This window comes from Actinomyces sp. Z16 (genome assembly GCF_003111765.1).
In the GTDB taxonomy this organism is placed as follows: domain Bacteria; phylum Actinomycetota; class Actinomycetes; order Actinomycetales; family Actinomycetaceae; genus Actinomyces; species Actinomyces glycerinitolerans.
Genome location: NZ_CP027862.1, coordinates 3,593,071 through 3,612,404, shown reverse-complemented (window position 1 = coordinate 3,612,404; position 19,334 = coordinate 3,593,071). Strand labels below are relative to the sequence as shown.

The window sequence follows — 19,334 nt, the reverse complement described above, 5'->3', positions numbered from 1 at the left end:
CTGATCGCCGAGTCAAAGATAGGCGGTGGTAAGCACCGACGGAAATCCTGTGGTCGGGGCCACGAGTGCACGTCACCGTAGCTGCCGCCTGGGCACCTCGCACACGCTTTACCCATCCAATCCGAACCTTTGCCCCCTGGTGTGCGGGTAATTGCCGCTCATCAGGGTACAAAGGCTCGAAGTAGAGCAACGCGCAGGCAAGTGCGCCGCCGTCAGGGAAGCTGTGTGCGGGAGGTTCTTGTGCGCCGGAGACTCTTGCGCTCCGTTGAACGACTGTATAGCATATTGGTCATGCGTATAGTGCTGCGTGGCCATGGGCGGGGAACAGCCCCCGTCCGCCACGCGGCGACGGCCGCGTGCGGCCCCCATCGGCCCGTGCGCCGACCTACTCCCACCGGGGTCCGGCCTACGATGAGTGCATGTGTCCCCCGTCCGCCGGCATCAACCCGGATCTGTCCACCGTGGCCCGGATCCGCAACGCCGCCATGGTCCGATTCGCCAAGGACGGCTTCGGAGCCGGGCTGCGTGCCATCGCCGCCGACGCCGGGGTCACCGCCGGCCTCATCACCCACCACTTCGGCTCCAAGGAGGGGCTGCGCCGAGCCTGCGACGAGGAGGTCCTGCGCCTGGCGCGTAAGAAGACGGAGGACTCCGAGGTACTGGGCGGCCCCGTGGACCTGCTCTCCCAAATGGCGCGGGCCGAGGAGTACCTCCCGGCCTCCGCCTACACCCTGCGCTGCGTCATGGAGGGCGGGCCGCTCGTCGCCTCCCTGCTCGACTCCCTGATCGCCGACACCGTGGAGCTGCTCAGGGCCGGCGTCGACGGCGGGTTCATCAGCCCCTCCGCCGACGAATTCGAGCGCGTCCGCTACCTCGTCTACTCCGGCTTCGGCGCCCTGGTGTTCTTCACCCGGTACGCGGCCAGCGACCCCACGGACGTGGAGGCGGTGATCCGCGAGTTCCAGGAGTGGAGCGGGCCGGTGGCGGCCGAGCTTTACTCCACGCCCCTGATCACCAGCCCCGCGGCGCTGACGGAATACATACGGGCAGCCCGCACGGGCCGGCGCCCCTCCGCCGGCCCCAAACCACCCGAGCAGCCGCCGTCCGGCCGGTCCGAGGCGACCGAGTAGCCCTCGGCCGCCGGACTGCACGGTCCCCTGCGGCCGCCGGCCCGCCGCTCCTGGCCGCGCCGACACCACCCCGGCGCGCCCGGGCACTGGCGCCGGAACCCCTTATCAGACACGTTGAAATCACCCACCTTGAACCAGTGCGCCTGAAAGCAGGCAGAAGGGTGACGGACCCATGAGTCCCACCGCTCCCATCATCGACATCCACGACCTCACCAAGACCTTCGGCCGCGGCCACCACGCCACCCGAGCACTCGACGGGCTGGACCTCACGCTCGCGCCGGGTGAGGTGAGCGGCTTCCTCGGCCCCAACGGTGCCGGCAAGACCACCACCCTGCGGATCCTGCTGGGCATGATCCGGGCCGACGGCGGTCGCGTGCGCCTGTTCGGCGCCGACCCCTGGACGCGGGCCGCCGTCCTCCACGAGCGCCTGGCCTACGTGCCCGGCGACGTGGCCCTGTGGCCCGGCCTCACCGGCGCCCAGACCCTGGAAGCACTCGCCTCGCTGCGTCCCGGCGGCAACCAGGCGCGGGCCGTGCGACGCCGCAGCCAGCTGGTGGAGCGATTCGACCTGGACCCCTCCAAGAAGGTGCGCGCCTACTCCAAGGGGAACCGCCAGAAGGTGGCACTTATCGCCGCCCTCAGCCAGCCGGTGGAACTCCTGGTCCTCGATGAGCCCACCGCGGGTCTGGACCCCCTCATGGAGGAGGTCTTCAGCCAGTGTGTGGCCGAGGCCGCCGACCGCGGTACCGCCGTACTGCTGTCCTCCCACATCCTGTCCGAGGTGGACAGGCTCTGCGACACCGTCACCATCATCCGGGCCGGACGCACCGTGGAGCAGGGCACACTCGCCCACATCCGCTCCTTACTGCGCACCCGCGTGCACGCCGTCGTCGCCGAGCACCCGGCCGGACTGGACGGCCAGGAGGGCATCTACGGCCTGGTGTTCCACCCCTTGGACGAGACGGCGGCGCGGGCGGAGGGGAGCGGCGCTGCGGACGCTACCCGTCGCGGCACCGCCTCGCGCTCGGGCGCCGACGCCCCGGGGTCCGGGGAGACGGGCTGGGAGATCACCTTCAGTGTGGACTCGGCCCACAGTCCACAGGTCATGCACGCCGTGGCCGCCCTGGGCGTGCGCTCGCTTACGGCCGCCCCGCCCAGCCTTGAGGAGCTCTTCCTGCGTCACTACGACCCCGTCACCACCGAGGGCGCCGAGGAAGCCGGCCCCGGGGGCGGCGGGAACGCCGTTCCGGCCGCTGACGTCCGGAACGGGACGGGGAGGGCGTCATGACCACCGACCAGACCCCGCCGGCCGCTCGCGCCGCCCGGTCCGAGCCGATCTCAGCCGCCGCGCCGAGCACGCCCGCCGGCTTGGAGCCCTCTCGGCGCCGAAAGGCCCGGCCGGCTCTACTCACCCCGCTCACCCGCCTCACCCTGCGTCGCGACCGACGCGCCACGGCCACCTGGGCACTGGGCGCGGGAGCCCTGGCCCTATACGGCGTTCTGGTATTCGGGGCCGCCTACCCCACGGCGGCGGATCGCCGCTCGGCGTCCCTGGTGTACTCGACGCCGGCCGCCAGGCTGTTCACTGGCCCCGGCTTCGGGCTCGAGGGCGCCGACCCCGGCCTGGCGGCCCTCTTCGCAGCCCAGGCCATGGGCTGGGTGGCCGCCGTGGGCTGCCTCATGGGGATGTTCATGGCCATCTCACGCACTCGGGGTGACGAGGACGCCGGACCCGGTGAGCTGATCCGATCCCACCCGGTAGGACGCGGCGAGGCGGCACGCGCAGCCCTGGTCTCCGGTCTGGTGTCCGCGACGGCGCTGGCCCTATTCAGCGCCCTGGCCGTACTGGCCGGAGGGCTGGAAGCAGGCGGAGCCCTGGTCATGGCGCTGGGGCTGTGGTTGGCCTGCCTGTGGGGGACGGGCGCCGGTCTGCTCCTGGGGGCCGTCACCGCTTCGGCTCGGGCCGCCCGCGGCACCGGGATTCTGCTGGTGCTGGGTTGGTTCGCACTGCGCGGCATGGGCGACGCCGACCAGGATGCCTCCTTCCTGTCCTGGCTCAGCCCCATGGGCCTGGTGCAGCAGACGCGTGTTTGGGTGGATACGCGTTGGCTGCCGATCCTCCTCCTGGCCGTGGGGGCCGCAGTATTGACGGGAAGCGGAGCCGCCCTGCACGCCCGCCGCGATCTGGGGGAGGGGCTCCTGGGGACGGGCGCCCCGGTGCGTCCCCGACGCCGTGGGCCCGCAGGCGCGGTGGCCCTGGCCCTGCGGACCACCGCGGCCGCACGCGGCTGGTGCGCGGGGCTGGGAATCGCCTACGGGGCCACCTACGGGCTCTTCGCCTCCGCCATTGAGGAGTCCTTCCAACAGTTGGTGGAGGACAACCCCGCCATGCAGGTCTGGTTCGGCGACAGCCTGGGCGTTTCGACCTACCTGGGGATGATCATCGGCTACCTCGGTCCGGCTGGGGCCGCCTGCGCCGTCGCCCTGGGAGCCGGTGCCATCTCCGAGGAGAGACGGGGCGCTATGGCCACGGTCCTGGCCGCACCGGTCTCCCGGTGCGGGTGGCTGGTGGCGAGGGCATGCGCGGTGGCACTCGGCACAGCGCTGTTCGTCGTAGCCGCCGCGGGGGCCCTGGCCGGGACGGCGGTGCCGGTTCTGGTGATGGCGGGTTCCGACGCCGCAGCCCGGCCATGGGTGCTGGTCCACGGGATCGTCGTCGGCGCCCTCGCCACGGTGCCCGCCTGCCTCCTGGCGGGGGCCCTGGTGCTGTCCGTCCACGCACTGGCTCCCCGGCTGACCCGCCCACTGGGATGGGGTGCTTACGCGCTCATGGTGGGCATCACCCTGCTCGGCCCCCTACCCGGGGTGCCGCAGTGGCTACTCAATCTCTCACCCTTCACCCACGTGCCGTCGCTGCCCGTGCAGGACGCCGGGACGGCCGGGTCGATACCCCATTGGGGCGCCGCCGACCACTGGGTGGGTCCGGGCGCGTGCCTGGTGCTCGCCGTCGCGCTGATGGCCGTTGCCGCCGTGGCCGGACGCAGACGGGACCTGGTGGGATGAGGCGCTGATTCCGTCCACTACGAGCCATTGCGATCCATTACGAGCTTTTGCACCCTGGTGCGCAGCAAATGTCCGCGCACCAGGGTGCAAAAGCTCGTAGTAGAGGCTGAGGGGGTGACGCCGACTCTGGGCACCGCGTCGGCGGACGTACATGTCGGCACCGCGTCACTGGAAGCGCGCGCCTGCGGCCGGATCGGCCAGCCACGCCAGGGCGGCGTCGATGCGCCCCGGGGTGGAGGTGACCAGCGGGGTCGGCAGTGCATCCGGCGCGAACCAGCCCACCGCCGTCGACTCCTCGTCGGCCACATGCGCCCGCGCCACCGCGGCGGCATCCGCCCGGGCGGCGAAGGTGATGTCCATGAACACGCAGCGGTCCCCGTTGGGGAAGGTATGCGGCCGCCCGGCGGCCACCCCGGCCACACCGACGATCTCGGGGTCGACGCCGGTCTCCTCCAGGCACTCGCGCCGGGCCGCGGCGGCAGGCTGTTCCCCGGGCTCAGGGATGCCGGAGACCACCGCCCAGGCGCCGTTATCGGAGCGTCGTCCCAGCAGCAGCCGCCCGTCCGGGGACACCACTACCACGCTGACGCCGGGCAGCCACAACTGCTCGTGCCCGATCTTCCTGCGTAGCTCGATGATGAACTCGGGGGTCGCCACGGCGCGTCACCGCGGCCGGGCGGCGGCGATGTTGCTGGCGCGGCGGGCGTCGGCGTCGTCGATGGGCAGCGGATCCCAGGCCCCACCGCGCAACTCGACCGCGCGCTGCAGCAGCCAGTCGGCCACGGCGGGGTTCTTCGGCAGGATCGGGCCGTGCAGGTAGGTGCCGATCACGTGTTTGAACCGGGCCCCCTCCGCGCCGTCCTTGCCGTTGTTGCCGGCCCCGGAGCGCACCGTTCCCAGGGGCTCGGCGCCGGGGCCGAGCGTGGTCAGTCCGGAGTGGTTCTCATAGCCGACCACCCGGCCGAACTCGGGGGAGTCCAGCACGATGTTGCCGATCAGTCGCCCCTGCCCGGCCACCGTCTCGGCGTCCAGCAGCCCGATCCCGGGAATCTCGGAGCGCTCGCCGGTGACGAAGCGGTGCCCGAACAACTGGTACAGGCCGCAGATGACCAGCATCGGCACGCCGTCGGCCGCCCACTGCCGCAGGCGCGGGCCGATTTGGACCAGGTCGTCCTTGATGCGCTCCTGCCCGGAGTCCTGGCCGCCGCCGCCCAGCACCAGGTCCACCTCCTGTGGCATCTCGTCGCCGGGGTTGTAGGAGTGCAGCTCGACGTCGTAGCCGTGCCACTGGCCGCGGCGGGCCAGGGTGAGCAGGTTCCCCCAGTCGCCGTAGATGTTCATGTCCCGCGGATACAGCTGCAGCACGCGGATGTGGCCGCGGGCGGGGCCGGAGCCGGTGTGGTTGTAGACGGTGGGGGCGGTGCTCATTTCATGACCTCCTCGACCTCGGTGAGCCGCCCGAGGCGAGCACGCAGGGCCAACATGGCGGTGTAGGTGGTGTACACGCGCATGGGGCGGTCTTCGGCGGCGGCACGCGCGCGCAGGGCGTCCAGGGCGGCCTCCAGGTCCGGTTCGACGACGCCGACGGGTACCTCGTCGTAGCGCAGCCGCAGCGCCATGTCCCAGGCGCGCACCCCGGTGACGACGGCGACCCCGGCCCGCTTGAGGGAGGTGAAGTCCACGTCCCACAGCCAGGACATGTCACGGCCGTCGGCGTACTCGTCGTTGATGGCGATCATGATGAGCTCGTCGGGCCGACCCCGGCCCGCGGCGGGTGCTGCAATGGTGCTGGGCGCGCTGCCGGCATCCACGGTGTCGGTCCGACTGGTGGCGTCGGCCTGGGCGGTGGGCGCGGACATGAGGCTCATGCGGAAGCCCGCCGGATTCTTCACCAGGGACAGCTGCACCGGACGACCGTCCAGGGTGATGACCTCACCGCGGCCGAAGGCCGGGCGGATCTCGGACAGGGTCGCCAGCAGGCGTGGCAGGTCGGCCCGGTCGCCAAGCACCTCCAGCACCAGGGTCAGGGCGGCACAGGCGTTGAGCACATTGTGGATGCCCGGAATGGCGAAGGCGACCCGGTGTTCGGTGCCGTCCACCTCAATGGTGGCCTCGTTGCCGGCCAGCGCCACCAGGCGCACGCGCGGAGCCGGGCAGGGGGAGTCGGCGCCGGCGGTGGACTCGACGGCGTCGTCGGCGAGCGCCCCGGGTGCGCCGCCCGCGTCCGCCTGTTCGGTACGCAGATCGTCGTCGGACAGGAAAACCGAACGCAGGGCGGGGCCGACCCCGAAGGCGGCGGTGCGGGAGGCCAGGCCCCCCAGGAAGCGCTCCCCGTTCAGGCGCGGGTCGTCGGCGTTGACCACCACCACGTCGCGCGTGGCCAGGGCGGCCTGGCGCAGCAGGGAGGCGGTGTAGTCGATCTCGCCGAAGCGGTCGAGCTGGTCGCGCATGACGTTGAGCATGAGCGCCGCCCGCGGCCTGACGGAGCGGACGAAGTGGACGGCGTGGGCCTCGTCGAGCTCCAGCACGGCGACGTCGGCGTCCAGGTGGCCGGCGGCGTCGACCTCGGTGAGTAGGGCGGCGAGCACTCCGCGCACGAAGTTGGAGCCGGTGCGGTTGGTGAAGACCTTCAAGCCCTGGTCGCGCAGCAGCTGGACGACCATCTTGGTGGTGGTGGTCTTGCCGTTCGTGCCGGAGACGAGCACCACCCCGTGCGGCAGCCGGTCCAGGGTGCGGGCGAGGAAGCCGGGGTCCGTGCGCTCCATGACCAGGCCGGGGAAGGCGGTGCCGCCGGAGCCGCCGCCACGCAGGCGGGCCAGGGCGCGGGCCGTACGGCCGAGTGCGACGGTGAGGCGTGAACGCATGGGGCTCCTGCTTGTGGTCGACGGCTGACCGCCTCAGTCTAGATGAGTGCCTCCGCCTTGGCGGTGTGAGGTGGAGGCGGGCGGGACGACGACGCGCAGTGCGGCGGGCTCGGCCTCGGCGACCAGCTTCCGGGTGCGGCCCACGGGGTCGCCGTCGAGCTCGAAGGGGACCGGCTCGGGCGTGGTCAGGGTCAGCCGACGGGCCTGGTGGTGGCTGAGGCCGTCGACGTCCTGGCCGATCAGCAGGCCGGCGCCGACCTTGGCCCAGTCGGTGATCCGGTTGGGGCCGGTGAGAAGCAGGTCCACGCGGCCGTCGTCTGGGGCGGCGTGGGGGAAGATCGTCATGCCGCCGGTGATGGTGCCGACGTTGCCCAGCAGCGCCATGACCACTCGGTGCTCGGCGGAGGCGGCGGGGGCGCCCGCGCCGGCGCCGCTGTCGTCGTCGCCGTCGAGCTCCACCCGCACCGTGAACGGGTCCGGCACCGCGTTCTGCACCGCGGCCACCACGTAGGCGCCGGAGCGGATCACCTTCTTCAGATCCTCGCTGGTGTCCGCCATGATGCGGGCATCCAGGCCGAGGCCGGCCATGACCACGAAGCGTTCGGTGCCGCCGTCCCAGGTGCAGCGCACGACGTCGATGGCGCGGGTGGGGCCGGACAGGGCCAGGCGCAGGGCGGCGTCGGTGTCGAGCGGCACCTGCAGGTTGCGGGCCAGCAGGTTGCCGGTGCCGGTGGGCAGCAGTGCCATAGGCACGCCGCTTCCCGCCAGCTCGCTGGAGACGGCGCGCACGGTGCCGTCCCCGCCGGCGGCCAGCACCAGGTCGACGCCGGCGCCCAGGGCGCGGCGGGTCTGTTCGTGGCCGACGTCGTCGGGAGCGGTCTCCAACCAGAGGGTGGGCTGCCAGCCGGCGGCCAGCACCTCGGATTCCACGCGCCGACGCAGTAGGGACAGGTCGTCGAACTTGGTGGGGTTGTAGACGATGGCGGCGCGCTTGTCCACGGTGGTAGACGGCAGGCCGATATGCGCCCAGGACGCGAGGATCTCCTCGGTTCCGCCCACGCTGAGCGAGAAGGTCGCCACCGTCGCGCCGAGTAGCACGCCGCCGATCAGGTCGGAGACGGACTGCAGGCCCATGGCCCACTGGCCCGCGCAGGTGACGGCGACGGCGACCACGCCCGCCAGCCGCCACAGGCGCACCTGGGAGGTGGGACGGCGGTGGGCTCGGGTGAGCGTCACCAGCACCCAGGCGGCCACGGTCATGGCGACGGCGTGCCCGGCGGGGTAGGCGAAGCCGCGGTAGGACAGGGAGTCGGCGAAGGCGGAGGAGGGGCGTGCGTGGTCGATCCAGGTGGCGATGGCGATCTGGAGTGGCAGGCCGAGCAGGGAGGTGGTCAGGGCGGTCGACAGGCGCCGCATGCGCTGCTGGTAGGTGACGACGGCGGCCGCGGCGATGGCCGTATAGATCAGCACCGGGTGGGTGAGCAGGGAGATCGCCTCGAGCACCTGCCCCCGTCCCGAGCGCGGTGGCAGCATGGGCACCGTCAGGGCGGCGTCGAGGCGGTCGGTGAGTCCGGTGCGAACCAGGACGGTCCAGGCGGCGAATGCCAGCGCGCCCAGGATCCAGGCGCCGTAGCCGAGCTCCCAGCGGCGGCGCAGGCGGTCGGCGACGCCGGCAAGCCGGTCGTTGAAAGTGCCGAGACGGGCGGACACGGGGCTCCTTCACGCTGATGTCGCTGGGCGGCGCGCGGGCCGCCGGCGGTGCGGCGCCAAATTACCAGGGTCGCGTGCGGTGGAGCTGTGTGTCCGCCCGTCCCGACGAGGTGGGTGGGGGATCGTTTCGGAATGATGGTGTCGGTTGCGCCTGGCTACTTCACCTTCTTGATGAAGATGGCCAGCACACCGCCGACGATGGCGCAGATGCCGGCGAAGTAGCACAGCGCCGGGTAGTTCATCTTCTCCGGCGAGCCGATGCCCAGGAAGAGCGGCGCCATGTACGGGGCGAGCGACTGCGGCAGGGCGTTGGCGATGTTGAACACGCCCAGGTCCTTGCCGGCGTTGTCCGGGTTGGGCAGGACGTCCACCACCAGGGCCAGGTCGACGGAGATGTAGACGCCGTAGGCCAGGCCCATGATGGCCTCCACCATGTAGAACCCGGATACGGTGGTGGTGTGCGCCAGCATGAGCGTGCCGACGCCGAATAGTGCGGAGGCGGCGAAGACGAAGGCCTTGCGCCGATGGAGCCGGTCGGAGAGCTGCCCGCCGACGAAGCTCGCGGCCATGAGGAAGCAGGTGTAGATGAACACGGAGATTGTCACCGTGTTCCGCGCTTCGGCCTCGGTTAGGCTGACCTGGTGCACCAGGTACATGAGGCGGTAGGTGGTGAAGGAGAAGGCGCAGAAAGTGATAAGGAAGCGCCCGGCCCAGGCCAGGGCATAGTCGGGGTGCTTGACGGGGTTGACCCAGAAGGTCTTGAGCAGGCCGATGAAATCGAGTCGCGGCGGCTTAATGGTCAGCTGCTTGTCCGGCAGGACGAAGGCGAACCAGGTCATGACCAGGATGGCTGGAATGGCCGGGGCGATAAACAGCATCGGGAGCCTGGTCGCCATGGCGCCGGCCCACCAGGTGGCGATGAGTTGGGCCAGGTTCTGGGCGATGGAGATCATGGAGCTGACGCGAGCTCGCTGTAACTCGGGTACCTGGTCGGATAGCACTGCCACGAAGGGTGCCAGGGCGGCATTGGCGCCGATTTGGGCAACGAGCCAGCCGGCGGCGACTGCGGAGACAGTGTTGGTCAGGCCCATGATCACCAGGCCCACCGTCATGCCGAGGATGCCGATCACCAGCCAGGGGCGGCGCCGTCCCCAGCGCCACATGGTGCGGTCGGACACCTGCCCGAAGATGACGTTGGCGAAGACCGCGCCCAGGGCGCCCAGACCGGCGATCTGGGAGACGGCGTTGGCCTGCGCCGCCGAATCGGTAGGGAACATGGCCATGGCCTTGGTCTGAATGGCCACGACCGCCGGCCCCATGAGGGCGATGAAGAAGAAGAGCTGGGCCAGGACGTAAGCCGCGATGAAGAACGGCTTTACGGGCTTGGTGGGAGGCGCGAAGAAGGCGTCGATCTCCTCCTGGGTGGCGCGCCCCCTGATCGAGAAGGTTTCTGAAGTTGGTGGCTCTGCCATAGGGATCTCCTCGTCGAGATGGAAGGGAAAGTGAGCTGCACTACATATGTCAGCCTAAGCCCGTTGGGACCTCGACGTCACGCAATCGTTTGACAGAGTTTTGTACCGCTCGGTCTGGGGGTGCGTCCCTGATCGCGGGAGGGTCCTCGTGCCGACCGTCGGCGTACCGCCGGCGCCTCCGGTCTTCCCACTGTTGAGCCTGCGCGTCGGATCTAGCTGGGGGAGCCGCTCACCGATTACCGGGCAGTGGCAGCTCCAGGTTGAAGGTGAGCACCATCGCCCGGGCGCGCATGTGCTCCTGCTCCTAGCCCAGGTAGCCGACAATGCGGCCGAGCGACGCCGTCGGAATGGTCAGTACGTTGTCCAGCGAGATGGCGCCGGGGTGGTCGAGCCCCTGCGCGGGGCCGACGGGCACCTCGCTGGACAGCCCCTTAACCGTGGAGGTGATCGGCGCGACCGTGACCTTGGTCATGGCCGTGAGTGCCGCCGCCCGCGGCCGACCTGCCCGACGCCGGTCGTGACGGCTGACTGTCTTGTCGGCGGTTACCTCCAGTAGTTCGCCAACTGTGCAGTCGAGCGCGGCGCACAGCGCCGTGAGGGCGGTGAAGCGGCTCTTCGCGTTTGAGGGTGTGGTCGGTGGGGGTTGGCGCTGTCGGCTGGGGTGCAGGGGTCGGGCCTTGTCATTGATGCCTGGGCCGGCAGTGTTCGGGGTGCGTGCGCAGGCCGATGCGGGGCCTGACGGTTCGTACCTTTGCTCCGATGATTCGTACTGTCTTGCGACGGTTCGGCACCCAGAGGTACGTACCGTCGCCGTTCATGCCGAAGCGTCAGTGCCAAGTGCCGAACCGTCAACTAAACATACGAACCGTCCGCCTCGCTTTCCACGGGAAGTGCCTACGGCGCATGCCCCACCCCGCCTACCGTCACAACAAGCAGCCGACCGCCGACCAGAACACACCGCCAGCCACACCCTCAAACCGGAAGAGCCCCATAAGCGCCATATCTACGGATCTGGGCACGTAACCTCTACCGATCGCGGCGCGGCGGGTGCTCGGGCGACGTCCGGGTGGTGGTCGGGCGGCGTATGGGTCGTATTCAGGTGCCCGGAGTAACCCGAGTCACGGAGGGCGGCTCTGGAATAGAACCGCCCCATGCAGGGTTGAGCCCATCAGACTCAAGGTCGCGGCGCGTGGAGTTGACAAGGCCACGCTCAACCATGATCCTGAGTGCATACCACTCAACTTCAACACTACGAGACATCAAGGAGCACCCATGGCACGTGCCGTCGGCATCGACCTCGGAACCACCAACTCCGCCATCGCCGTCCTCGAGGGCGGCGAGCCCACCATCATCCCGAACGCGGAGGGCGGGCGCACCACGCCGTCCGTCGTCGCCTTCTCCAAGTCCGGCGAGGTGCTGGTCGGCGAGGTCGCCAAGCGCCAGGCGGTCACCAACGTCGAGCGCACCATCTCCTCCGTCAAGCGTCACATGGGCACCGACTGGACCGTCGACATCGACGGCAAGAAGTACACCGCCCAGGAGATCAGCGCCCGCATCCTGGCCAAGCTGAAGGCCGACGCCGAGGCCTACCTGGGTGAGAGCGTCACCAACGCCGTCATCACCGTCCCCGCCTACTTCAACGACGCCGAGCGCCAGGCCACCAAGGAGGCCGGCACCATCGCGGGCCTGACCGTGGACCGCATCGTCAACGAGCCCACCGCCGCGGCCCTCGCCTACGGCCTGGACAAGGGCAAGGAGGACGAACTCATCCTGGTCTTCGACCTGGGCGGCGGCACCTTCGACGTCTCCCTGCTGGAGGTCGGCAAGGACGAGGACGGCTTCTCCACTATTCAGGTGCGCGCCACCAACGGCGACAACCGCCTGGGCGGCGACGACTGGGACGCCCGCATCGTCAACTGGCTGGTCAAGCAGGTCAAGGACAAGTCCGGCGTGGACCTGTCCAAGGACAAGATCGCCATGCAGCGTCTGCGTGACGCCTCCGAGCAGGCCAAGAAGGAGCTCTCCAGCGCGATGAGCACCGACATCAACCTGCAGTACCTGTCCATGAGCGAGGCCGGCCCCATCCACCTCGATGAGCGCCTGACTCGCTCCCACTTCGAGGAGATGACCGCGGACCTGCTCGAGCGCACCAAGGTGCCGTTCCACAACGTCATCAAGGACGCCGGCGTCTCCCTGTCCGAGATCGACCACGTGGTCCTGGTCGGCGGCTCCACCCGCATGCCCGCCGTCACCGAGGTGGTGCGCGAGCTGACCGGCGGCAAGGAGCCCAACAAGGGCGTCAACCCCGACGAGGTCGTCGCCATCGGCGCCTCCCTGCAGGCCGGCGTCATCCAGGGCGACCGCAAGGACGTGCTGCTCATCGATGTCACGCCCCTGAGCCTCGGCATCGAGACCAAGGGCGGCGTGATGACCAAGCTGATCGAGCGCAACACGGCCATCCCGACCCAGCGCTCCGAGGTCTTCTCCACCGCCGAGGACAACCAGCCCTCCGTCCTCATCCAGGTCTACCAGGGCGAGCGCGAGTTCGCCCGCGACAACAAGCCGCTGGGCACCTTCGAGCTGACCGGCATCGCCCCGGCCCCCCGTGGCATCCCGCAGATCGAGGTCTCCTTCGACATCGACGCCAACGGCATCGTGCACGTCTCCGCCAAGGACCGCGGCACCGGCAAGGAGCAGTCGATGACCATCTCCGGCGGCTCCGCCCTGCCCAAGGAGGACATCGACCGCATGGTCAAGGAGGCCGAGGCCCACGCCGAGGAGGACAAGAAGCGCCGCGAGGAGGCCGAGACCCGCAACATGGCGGAGCAGCAGGCCTACTCCATCGAGAAGCTGCTGAAGGAGAACAAGGACAAGCTGCCGCAGGACGTCAACTCCGAGGTCTCCGCCGCCGTGGACGAGCTCAAGAAGGCCCTCGAGGGCACTGACATCGAGCCGGTCAAGGCCGCGCAGGAGAAGCTGAACGAGGTCTCCCAGAAGATCGGTCAGGCCCTGTACGCCTCCGAGCAGGCCGCCCAGGCCGCCGATGCCGGAGCCTCCCAGGCGCAGTCCTCCGCCGAGGACGACGACGTCGTGGACGCCGAGATCGTTGACGACGAGGACGCCAAGTGAGCACCGACCCGGACAAGCGCCCGGAGGAGGGCTCCGAGCCCGAACCGGGGCAGGACGCCGGCCAGGACCGGCCCGCCGGCGCCAACGCCGGCGCCGGCGGGGTCGACCCCGCGCTGGCCGACGAGATCGAGGCCGCCTTCGACGGCGTCGACCTGGGCTCCGCGGCCCAGGGCGGCGCCGCCCCGGCGGGCGGCAACGGAGCGGAGGACGCGGGCACCGACGTCGAGGCGCCCTCGGAGCTGGAGCAGGCCCGGGCCCAGGCCGCGCAGGCGGCCGACGACCTGGCCCGTGCCCGCGCCGACCTGTACAACCTGCAGCAGGAGTACCAGGGCTTCGTACGCCGTTCGCGCGAGAGCGCGGCCGGGCACCGCGAGGCGGGGCAGGCGAGCGTCGTCGAGACCCTCATTCCGGTCCTGGACGAGATCGAGCTGGCCCGCCAGCACGGCGACCTGACCGGCACCTTCGCGACGACCGCCCACAAGCTGGAGCAGATCCTGGCCGACAAGTTCGGCCTGGTGCGCTTCGGCGAGGTCGGAGAGGTCTTCGACCCGAAGCTGCACGAGGCGCTCATGGCCACCGAGTCCACGGAGGTCACCGAGCCGAGCGTGGCGCTGGTACTGCAGCCCGGCTACAAGCTCGGTGAGCGCGTGGTGCGGGCGGCTCGCGTTCAGGTCGCCAACCCGGCCTGAGTACGAAGGCTGCGTACTAGGCGGTTCAAATGGACAGTTCAACAGGAACAGAAAGGAGGCGGTGAGCCATGGCCAGTCAGGACTGGATGACCAAGGACTTCTATGCGGTTCTCGGCGTCGCCAAGGACGCCGACTCCGCCGCCATTAAGAAGGCCTACCGCGCGCTCGCCAAGAAGTACCACCCCGACCGCAACCCGGGTGACGCCGCCGCGGCGGAGAAGTTCAAGGAGATCGGCGAGGCCTACTCCGTGCTGTCCGACCCCAAGGAGCGTCAGCAGTACGACGCCATCCGCTCCATGGCCGGTGGCGGCGCGCGCTTCACCTCCGGCTCCGGTGGTGGCGGCGCCGGCTTCGAGGACATCTTCTCCTCCATGTTCGGTGGTGGCGGACCCAACGTGCGCTACTCCACCTCCGGCGGCGCCTCCCAGGAGGACATCGACGACCTGCTGCGCATGTTCGGCGGTGCGGCGGGCGCCGGGGGTGGACGGCGCGGACGCGGTCCCTTCGGCTTCGGCGGGTTCTCCTCCCAGCCGCAGCCGGTCAAGGGGCCCGACGTGCTCACCAACGCCACGCTGTCCCTGCGCGATGCCGTCTCCGGCACCCTGGCCGAGCTCACCGCCGACGGGCGCACCATCACGGTGCGCATTCCCGCCGGCGTGCACGACGGGCAGAAGATCCGCCTGCGCGGCAAGGGGCGCCCGGGTACGAACGGCGGCGAGAACGGGGACATGGTGGTGACCATTTCGGTGGCCAAGCACCCGGTGTACTCGATCGATCCGGTCAACACCGCCAACCTGCGCATGGACCTGCCCGTCACCCTCAAGGAGGCGGCGCTGGGCGCCACCGTGCAGGTGCCGCTGCTGGACGGCAAGACCAGCCGCGTGCGCATCAAGCCCGGCACCTCCTCCGGCACCGTGCTGCGCCTGCGCGGCAAGGGAATCGTCACCTCCAAGCGGACCGGCGATCTGCTGGTGACCGTGCAGGTGGCCGTGCCCAAGAAGCTGTCCAAGGAGGCCAAGGCCGCCCTGGAGGCATTTGACGCGGCGATGGAGGCGGATCCGCGCGCGGGCCTCGCCCAGGAGGCGGCCCGGTGAGTGCGCGGCGGCTGACCGGACAGGGCGTCGACTTCCTCGCCGAGGATGCCGACGAGCGGGCCGTCTACGTCATCTCCGTGGCTGCGGAGCTGGCCGGCATGCACCCGCAGACTCTGCGGCAGTACGACAGGCTCGGTCTGGTCACCCCCGCCCGCGCCTCCGGGCGGGGGCGGCGCTACTCGCACCGCGACGTTCAGCGGCTGCGGCGCGTGCAGGCGCTCAGCCAGGAGGGCATCAACCTGGCGGGCATCCGCCGCATCCTCGACCTGGAGCGGCGCGTGGAGCGGTTGGAGGAGGAGAACCGCTCCCTGCGCGCCCGCCAGGCCGCCGTCGAACGGGTCTTCGCCGCGGCCGCCGACGGCGAGGTGCAGGTCGTCCCGGTGCCTCCCGGTCGGCGGGCTCGGCCGCGTACGGACACGCCGAGTGCCGCAAACGGGGCGGCCGCCGGCTCGACCCGGCCCGGCACCGCCATCGTGGTGCGCCGCGGCTGGACGGACCAGCTGTGAGACCGCGCTCTGGGCGTCGGCCCGGCTCTCCGCGGTAGGCTGACCACGATACTGCAACACGAAGTGAAGGAATGCGTGCAATGACCCAGCCCCCCAACCCCGGACAGCCGTACATCCCGCCGTCGGCAGGCTCGGCCTCCGGCAGCTACAACCCGCAGCAATACCCCCCGCAGGCGCAGCAGCCGGCCTCGTATCCGCAGGCGCAGGCGGCCCAGCCCGGTCAGCCCGCCCAGGCCCAGTACCAGCAGGCCGCCTACCAGGCCGGCTCCTACGCGCAGCCCGCCGCGCCCAAGGCCGACTCGTTCATGACCAACCTGTTCGACGGCGTGAGCGACTTCGCCTCCAAGTACGGCAAGACGATCTTCACCATCGGATTCGTGGCGAATGTCGTCATGTGGATCGGCAGCGCCATCAACGGCGGGCTGTTCACCTTTATGTCTGGGATCGATGATGTGAGCAATCACTTCGATTTCCTTACGTTCCTCCGGTCCCTTTTCATTGGCGGCGGGGTGCAGGGAACAGGCAGCTACCTGGGCATCGCTCAGTTCGTCTTCAACATCCTCGTTCTGCGCCTGATTATTGAGATCGCGGCGAAGGTCGGTGCGTCCAAGACCGACACGCCGGCCGCCTGACGGCGTCAGCGCACCACGGAGGACCGGTGGCCGCCTACGAGACCGACGACGGCGAGCCCCGCTACGGCAAGCGCCTGAGCCCGGAAGAACTGGCCGCCTACCTGCGTGAGCAGGGCATGGAGCCGCCGGCCGGGACCGGCGGCGGTCGGGCCGCGGCGGGCCAGATCCCCGCGCCTGCGAACGATCCCTATCGGCGGAGCCCCATCGAGGCGGGCGGGCCGGTGCCCACCCGTTGGGGCGTCGGCACTTCCGCGACCGGGACCGGCCGCCCGGCGCACCGGTGGCGCACCTTCGGCGTAGGCCTGGTTCTGATGCTGGTGATTGCGCCATTGCTGCTGCTGACAGGCGCGCTGACCGCCCTGGGAGGCTCCCTGACCCGGAGCGCGACGCTCGGTGAGGACGGCGTGGTCTACCTGGAATCCGGCACCCCGGCAGGCCTGTACGCCACCTCCGCGACGGCGGTCACCGGCTGTACGGTCACCGACCCCGACGGCGCCGCGGTTGCCCTGGATGCTCCCGAAGCTGGCGTCCCCTACGCCACCTTCACGCCCGCCCGCAGCGGCGCCTACACCGTCACCTGCCCCGCGGGCACCGCCGGCCTGGTGGTGGGCCCACCCATGAACCTCGACCGTGTGCCACTGGCGGCGGCGTTGATACTGGGGGCTGGCGCGGTCGGGCTTTCCGGGCTGATCGTCACCGTCATCGGCCTCGCCCGCGCCCGCCGCTGACTAGCGGGCCAGCCTCCGCCAGGCGAACTCGTACTCCAGGGCCTGCATGTAGGCCCGCTGTGCGTTGGTGGCGGCGCGGCCGTGCCCACCCTCGCTGTTCTCGAAGTAGGTCACATCCTGGCCCAGTTCCAGCATGCGGTAGGCCATGGTGCGGGCGTGTGCCGGGTGCACCCGGTCGTCGCGCGTGGAGGTGACCAGGAGCGCCGGCGGGTAGCTGCGCCCCGGCTGCAGCAGGTGGAAGGGGGAGAACTCGCGGATGAACTCCCACTGCTCCGGATCGTCCGGGTTGCCGTACTCCGCCTCCCAGGAGGCGCCCGCCAGCAGGCGGTGGTAGCGGCGCATGTCCAGTAGCGGCACCTCGCACACCACCGCCCCCACCAGCTGCGGGTAGCGGGTGAGCATGACGCCCACCAGCAGTCCCCCGTTAGAGCCGCCGCGTACCGCCAACTGCGCCGGCGTGGTCACGCCCCGTTCCACCAGGGCCCGGGCCACGGCGGCGAAGTCCTCGTAGACCCGGTGCCGGTGCCGCTTCAGCCCCGCCCGATGCCAGGCCGGGCCGTACTCGCCGCCGCCCCGAATGTTCGCCACCACGTAGGTACCGCCGCGCTCCAGCCAGGCCCGGCCGGTGACCGGCAGATAGCCGATCCCGAGCGGAATCTCGAAGCCGCCGTAGCCGTACAGCAGGGTCGGGGCCGGCCGGGATGCGCCCGCGTCGTCCCGCGCGGGTCGGCCGATCTGGAAGTAGGGCACGCGGGTGCCGTCGTCGGAGACGGCCACATGCTGGGTGACGACGACGCCGCTCGCGTCGAAGCGCGCGGGCGCCTCCCGCAGCACCTCCACGGCGCCGAGTTTCCCGACCGCGTCCAGCTCCCCGACGGCGAGCGCGGTGGGCCGGGTGAAGGAGGAGACGGTCAGCCACAACCGGTCGTCCTCCCGCGGATCGACGGCGCTCGCGGACACGTCGATCAGGGCCCGCCCGGGACGCAGCAGCGTCGGGTTTGCCGGGTCCGCGGGCCCCCTGCTGGTGGCGGTAGCGGCGGCGCCGGCGAGGGCGCCCAGGTCCGGGCGGTGGCGCCCCCAGGGGCCGGTGCCATCCGGGTCGGTGGGAGTGAGCACCTCCAAGGTGGTCACACAGTCGTCCAGGAGCGTGAGCACCAGGTGATGGGCGGTGATGGTGAAGCCGCTGAGCGACGTCGCCGGCGTAGGAGTGAACAGTGCCGTCAGTTCGCGCGAGCCGTCGAGGAAGGCGTCGATGGGGGCGGCCAGGAGCGAACCGGCCGGATAGATGCAGCCCGCGGTGGTCTCCCAGTCCTCGCGCAGCTCGATCAGCAACAGGTCCCAGGCGGGGGTGACCGCGGCCGATGCGGGCACGTCCACGTGCAGGGCGCCCGGCGCCACCACTGTTTGTGCGTCGGCCAGGCAGCGTTCGGCGTCGGCGGCGGGGAGGGTTGGGGCGCCGTCGGGCAGCAGCCACAGCTCCTCGGTGTAGAAGTCGGGGTGGGTCAGCAGCCAGGTGCGCCCCCAGGGATCCCGGTAGGCCCAGGCCCCGTCGTCGTCGGCCGCGGCGGTGAGCAGCACCTCGCCCTCCTGCGGGCTCTGACCACGACGCAGGCGGCGCACCTGCCGCGGGTAGCCGGCGGGGGAGAGGGAGCCGGGGCCGAAGTCGTCGGCCAGCAGCACCGCCTCACCGGCGTCGTCGGCCCAGGCCAGGAAGCCCTTGGAGGACTCGCGATGGAAGCCGGCCCCGCCGTCGGGGTCGGTGGGGACGAAGTGACGCGATTCCAGGTCGAACTCGCGGGTGACGTCGGTGTCCGCGCCGCCCGCGGACAGGGTGATCAGGGCGCGCCGACCGGCGCGCGGGCCGGTACGCAGCACCGCGGCGCCGTGCCACACCCAGGCGGTGTCCTCCGCGGCTCCGAGCGCGTCGAGGTCGAGCAGTTCCTCCCAGTCGGTCTGCTCAGAACCAGCGGTTGCGCCGGCGCGGTAGGCCTCCCAGGTGGTGCGCCGCCACAGGCCGCGCGGGTGGGCGGCGTCGGTCCAGAAGTTGTACAGGGCACCGACCGCCTGGCCGGCGCGGGGGATGCGGTCGGGCGCGTCGAGAATCGCCTGGATGTCGGCGCGCAGTTCCGCAAATCCAGGGGTGTTGTCGTAGGCGGCGCGGGTGGCGGCGTTGCGCTGCGCCACCCATGCGAGCGCCCGCTCCCCCTCGATCTCGTCGAGCCAGTCGGGGACGGGCTCAAGATTGGACGGAGGGGGAACGGGCGCGGTAGTCACCTGACCGACTCTACGGCCGGTCGGTGTCTGACGATGCCGCAGT

The 19,334-nt window shown here is 70.8% G+C and carries 16 protein-coding genes; 9 read left to right on the top strand and 7 right to left on the bottom strand.

The annotated features are described in order from the left end of the window. Positions 1–419: 419 nt before the first annotated feature. From C3B71_RS15035 to C3B71_RS15025, 3 genes are all read left to right on the top strand, one after another. Complete coding sequence (locus C3B71_RS15035) at positions 420–1,130, top strand: TetR/AcrR family transcriptional regulator (RefSeq protein WP_108969154.1); 711 nt, start codon at positions 420–422, stop codon at positions 1,128–1,130. 172 nt (positions 1,131–1,302) lie between these two features. Next, positions 1,303–2,418: an ABC transporter ATP-binding protein gene (locus C3B71_RS15030; protein ID WP_108969151.1), complete on the top strand. Its 1,116-nt coding sequence runs from the start codon at positions 1,303–1,305 to the stop codon at positions 2,416–2,418. Next, complete coding sequence (locus tag C3B71_RS15025; protein WP_234415957.1) at positions 2,415–4,193, top strand: hypothetical protein; 1,779 nt, start codon at positions 2,415–2,417, stop codon at positions 4,191–4,193. Before C3B71_RS15030 ends, C3B71_RS15025 begins: the two co-directional genes overlap by 4 nt. A gap of 165 nt (positions 4,194–4,358) precedes the next feature. Here C3B71_RS15025 and C3B71_RS15020 read toward each other — a convergent pair whose 3' ends face one another. From C3B71_RS15020 to C3B71_RS16230, 6 genes are all read right to left on the bottom strand, one after another. Further along, positions 4,359–4,850, bottom strand: a complete 492-nt coding sequence (locus C3B71_RS15020) for an NUDIX domain-containing protein (RefSeq protein ID WP_108969148.1) — start codon at positions 4,848–4,850, stop codon at positions 4,359–4,361. A gap of 6 nt (positions 4,851–4,856) precedes the next feature. Then, complete coding sequence (locus C3B71_RS15015; protein ID WP_108969146.1) at positions 4,857–5,621, bottom strand: type 1 glutamine amidotransferase; 765 nt, start codon at positions 5,619–5,621, stop codon at positions 4,857–4,859. Next, on the bottom strand, positions 5,618–7,057 hold the full coding sequence (locus C3B71_RS15010; protein WP_108969143.1) for a Mur ligase family protein: 1,440 nt from the start codon (positions 7,055–7,057) through the stop codon (positions 5,618–5,620). The genes C3B71_RS15015 and C3B71_RS15010 overlap by 4 nt, the downstream gene beginning before the upstream one ends. Before the next feature lie 33 nt (positions 7,058–7,090). Next, a complete protein-coding gene (locus C3B71_RS15005; protein WP_234415956.1) occupies positions 7,091–8,767 on the bottom strand; it encodes a diacylglycerol kinase family protein in 1,677 nt (558 codons plus the stop codon). Positions 8,768–8,922: 155 nt separating this feature from the next. Next, the gene (locus C3B71_RS15000; RefSeq protein WP_108969141.1) at positions 8,923–10,239 is read right to left on the bottom strand and encodes an MFS transporter; all 1,317 of its coding nucleotides are present in this window, start codon (positions 10,237–10,239) and stop codon (positions 8,923–8,925) included. 304 nt (positions 10,240–10,543) lie between these two features. Further along, positions 10,544–10,711, bottom strand: coding sequence for a hypothetical protein (locus tag C3B71_RS16230; protein WP_199912528.1), 168 nt, complete (start codon positions 10,709–10,711; stop codon positions 10,544–10,546). Between the two features lie 800 nt (positions 10,712–11,511). Here C3B71_RS16230 and dnaK point away from each other — a divergent pair. The 6 genes from dnaK (at position 11,512) to C3B71_RS14965 (ending at position 17,017) form a co-directional block, all read left to right on the top strand. Then, complete coding sequence (gene dnaK / locus C3B71_RS14990; protein WP_108969138.1) at positions 11,512–13,368, top strand: molecular chaperone DnaK; 1,857 nt, start codon at positions 11,512–11,514, stop codon at positions 13,366–13,368. Between the two features lie 113 nt (positions 13,369–13,481). Next, the gene (gene grpE, locus C3B71_RS14985) at positions 13,482–14,057 is read left to right on the top strand and encodes a nucleotide exchange factor GrpE (RefSeq protein ID WP_073334003.1); all 576 of its coding nucleotides are present in this window, start codon (positions 13,482–13,484) and stop codon (positions 14,055–14,057) included. Between the two features lie 68 nt (positions 14,058–14,125). Continuing rightward, entirely contained in the window at positions 14,126–15,151 is a 1,026-nt protein-coding gene (locus C3B71_RS14980; RefSeq protein ID WP_073333915.1) for a DnaJ C-terminal domain-containing protein, read from the top strand. Continuing rightward, entirely contained in the window at positions 15,148–15,657 is a 510-nt protein-coding gene (locus C3B71_RS14975) for a heat shock protein transcriptional repressor HspR (protein WP_108969134.1), read from the top strand. The genes C3B71_RS14980 and C3B71_RS14975 overlap by 4 nt, the downstream gene beginning before the upstream one ends. Before the next feature lie 80 nt (positions 15,658–15,737). Then, entirely contained in the window at positions 15,738–16,289 is a 552-nt protein-coding gene (locus tag C3B71_RS14970; protein WP_108969132.1) for a hypothetical protein, read from the top strand. 26 nt (positions 16,290–16,315) lie between these two features. Continuing rightward, on the top strand, positions 16,316–17,017 hold the full coding sequence (locus tag C3B71_RS14965) for a hypothetical protein (protein ID WP_108969130.1): 702 nt from the start codon (positions 16,316–16,318) through the stop codon (positions 17,015–17,017). On the opposite strand, the gene C3B71_RS14960 is transcribed toward C3B71_RS14965, so the two are convergent. After that, the gene (locus tag C3B71_RS14960; RefSeq protein ID WP_108969128.1) at positions 17,018–19,291 is read right to left on the bottom strand and encodes a prolyl oligopeptidase family serine peptidase; all 2,274 of its coding nucleotides are present in this window, start codon (positions 19,289–19,291) and stop codon (positions 17,018–17,020) included. Between the last annotated feature and the right edge of the window lie 43 nt (positions 19,292–19,334).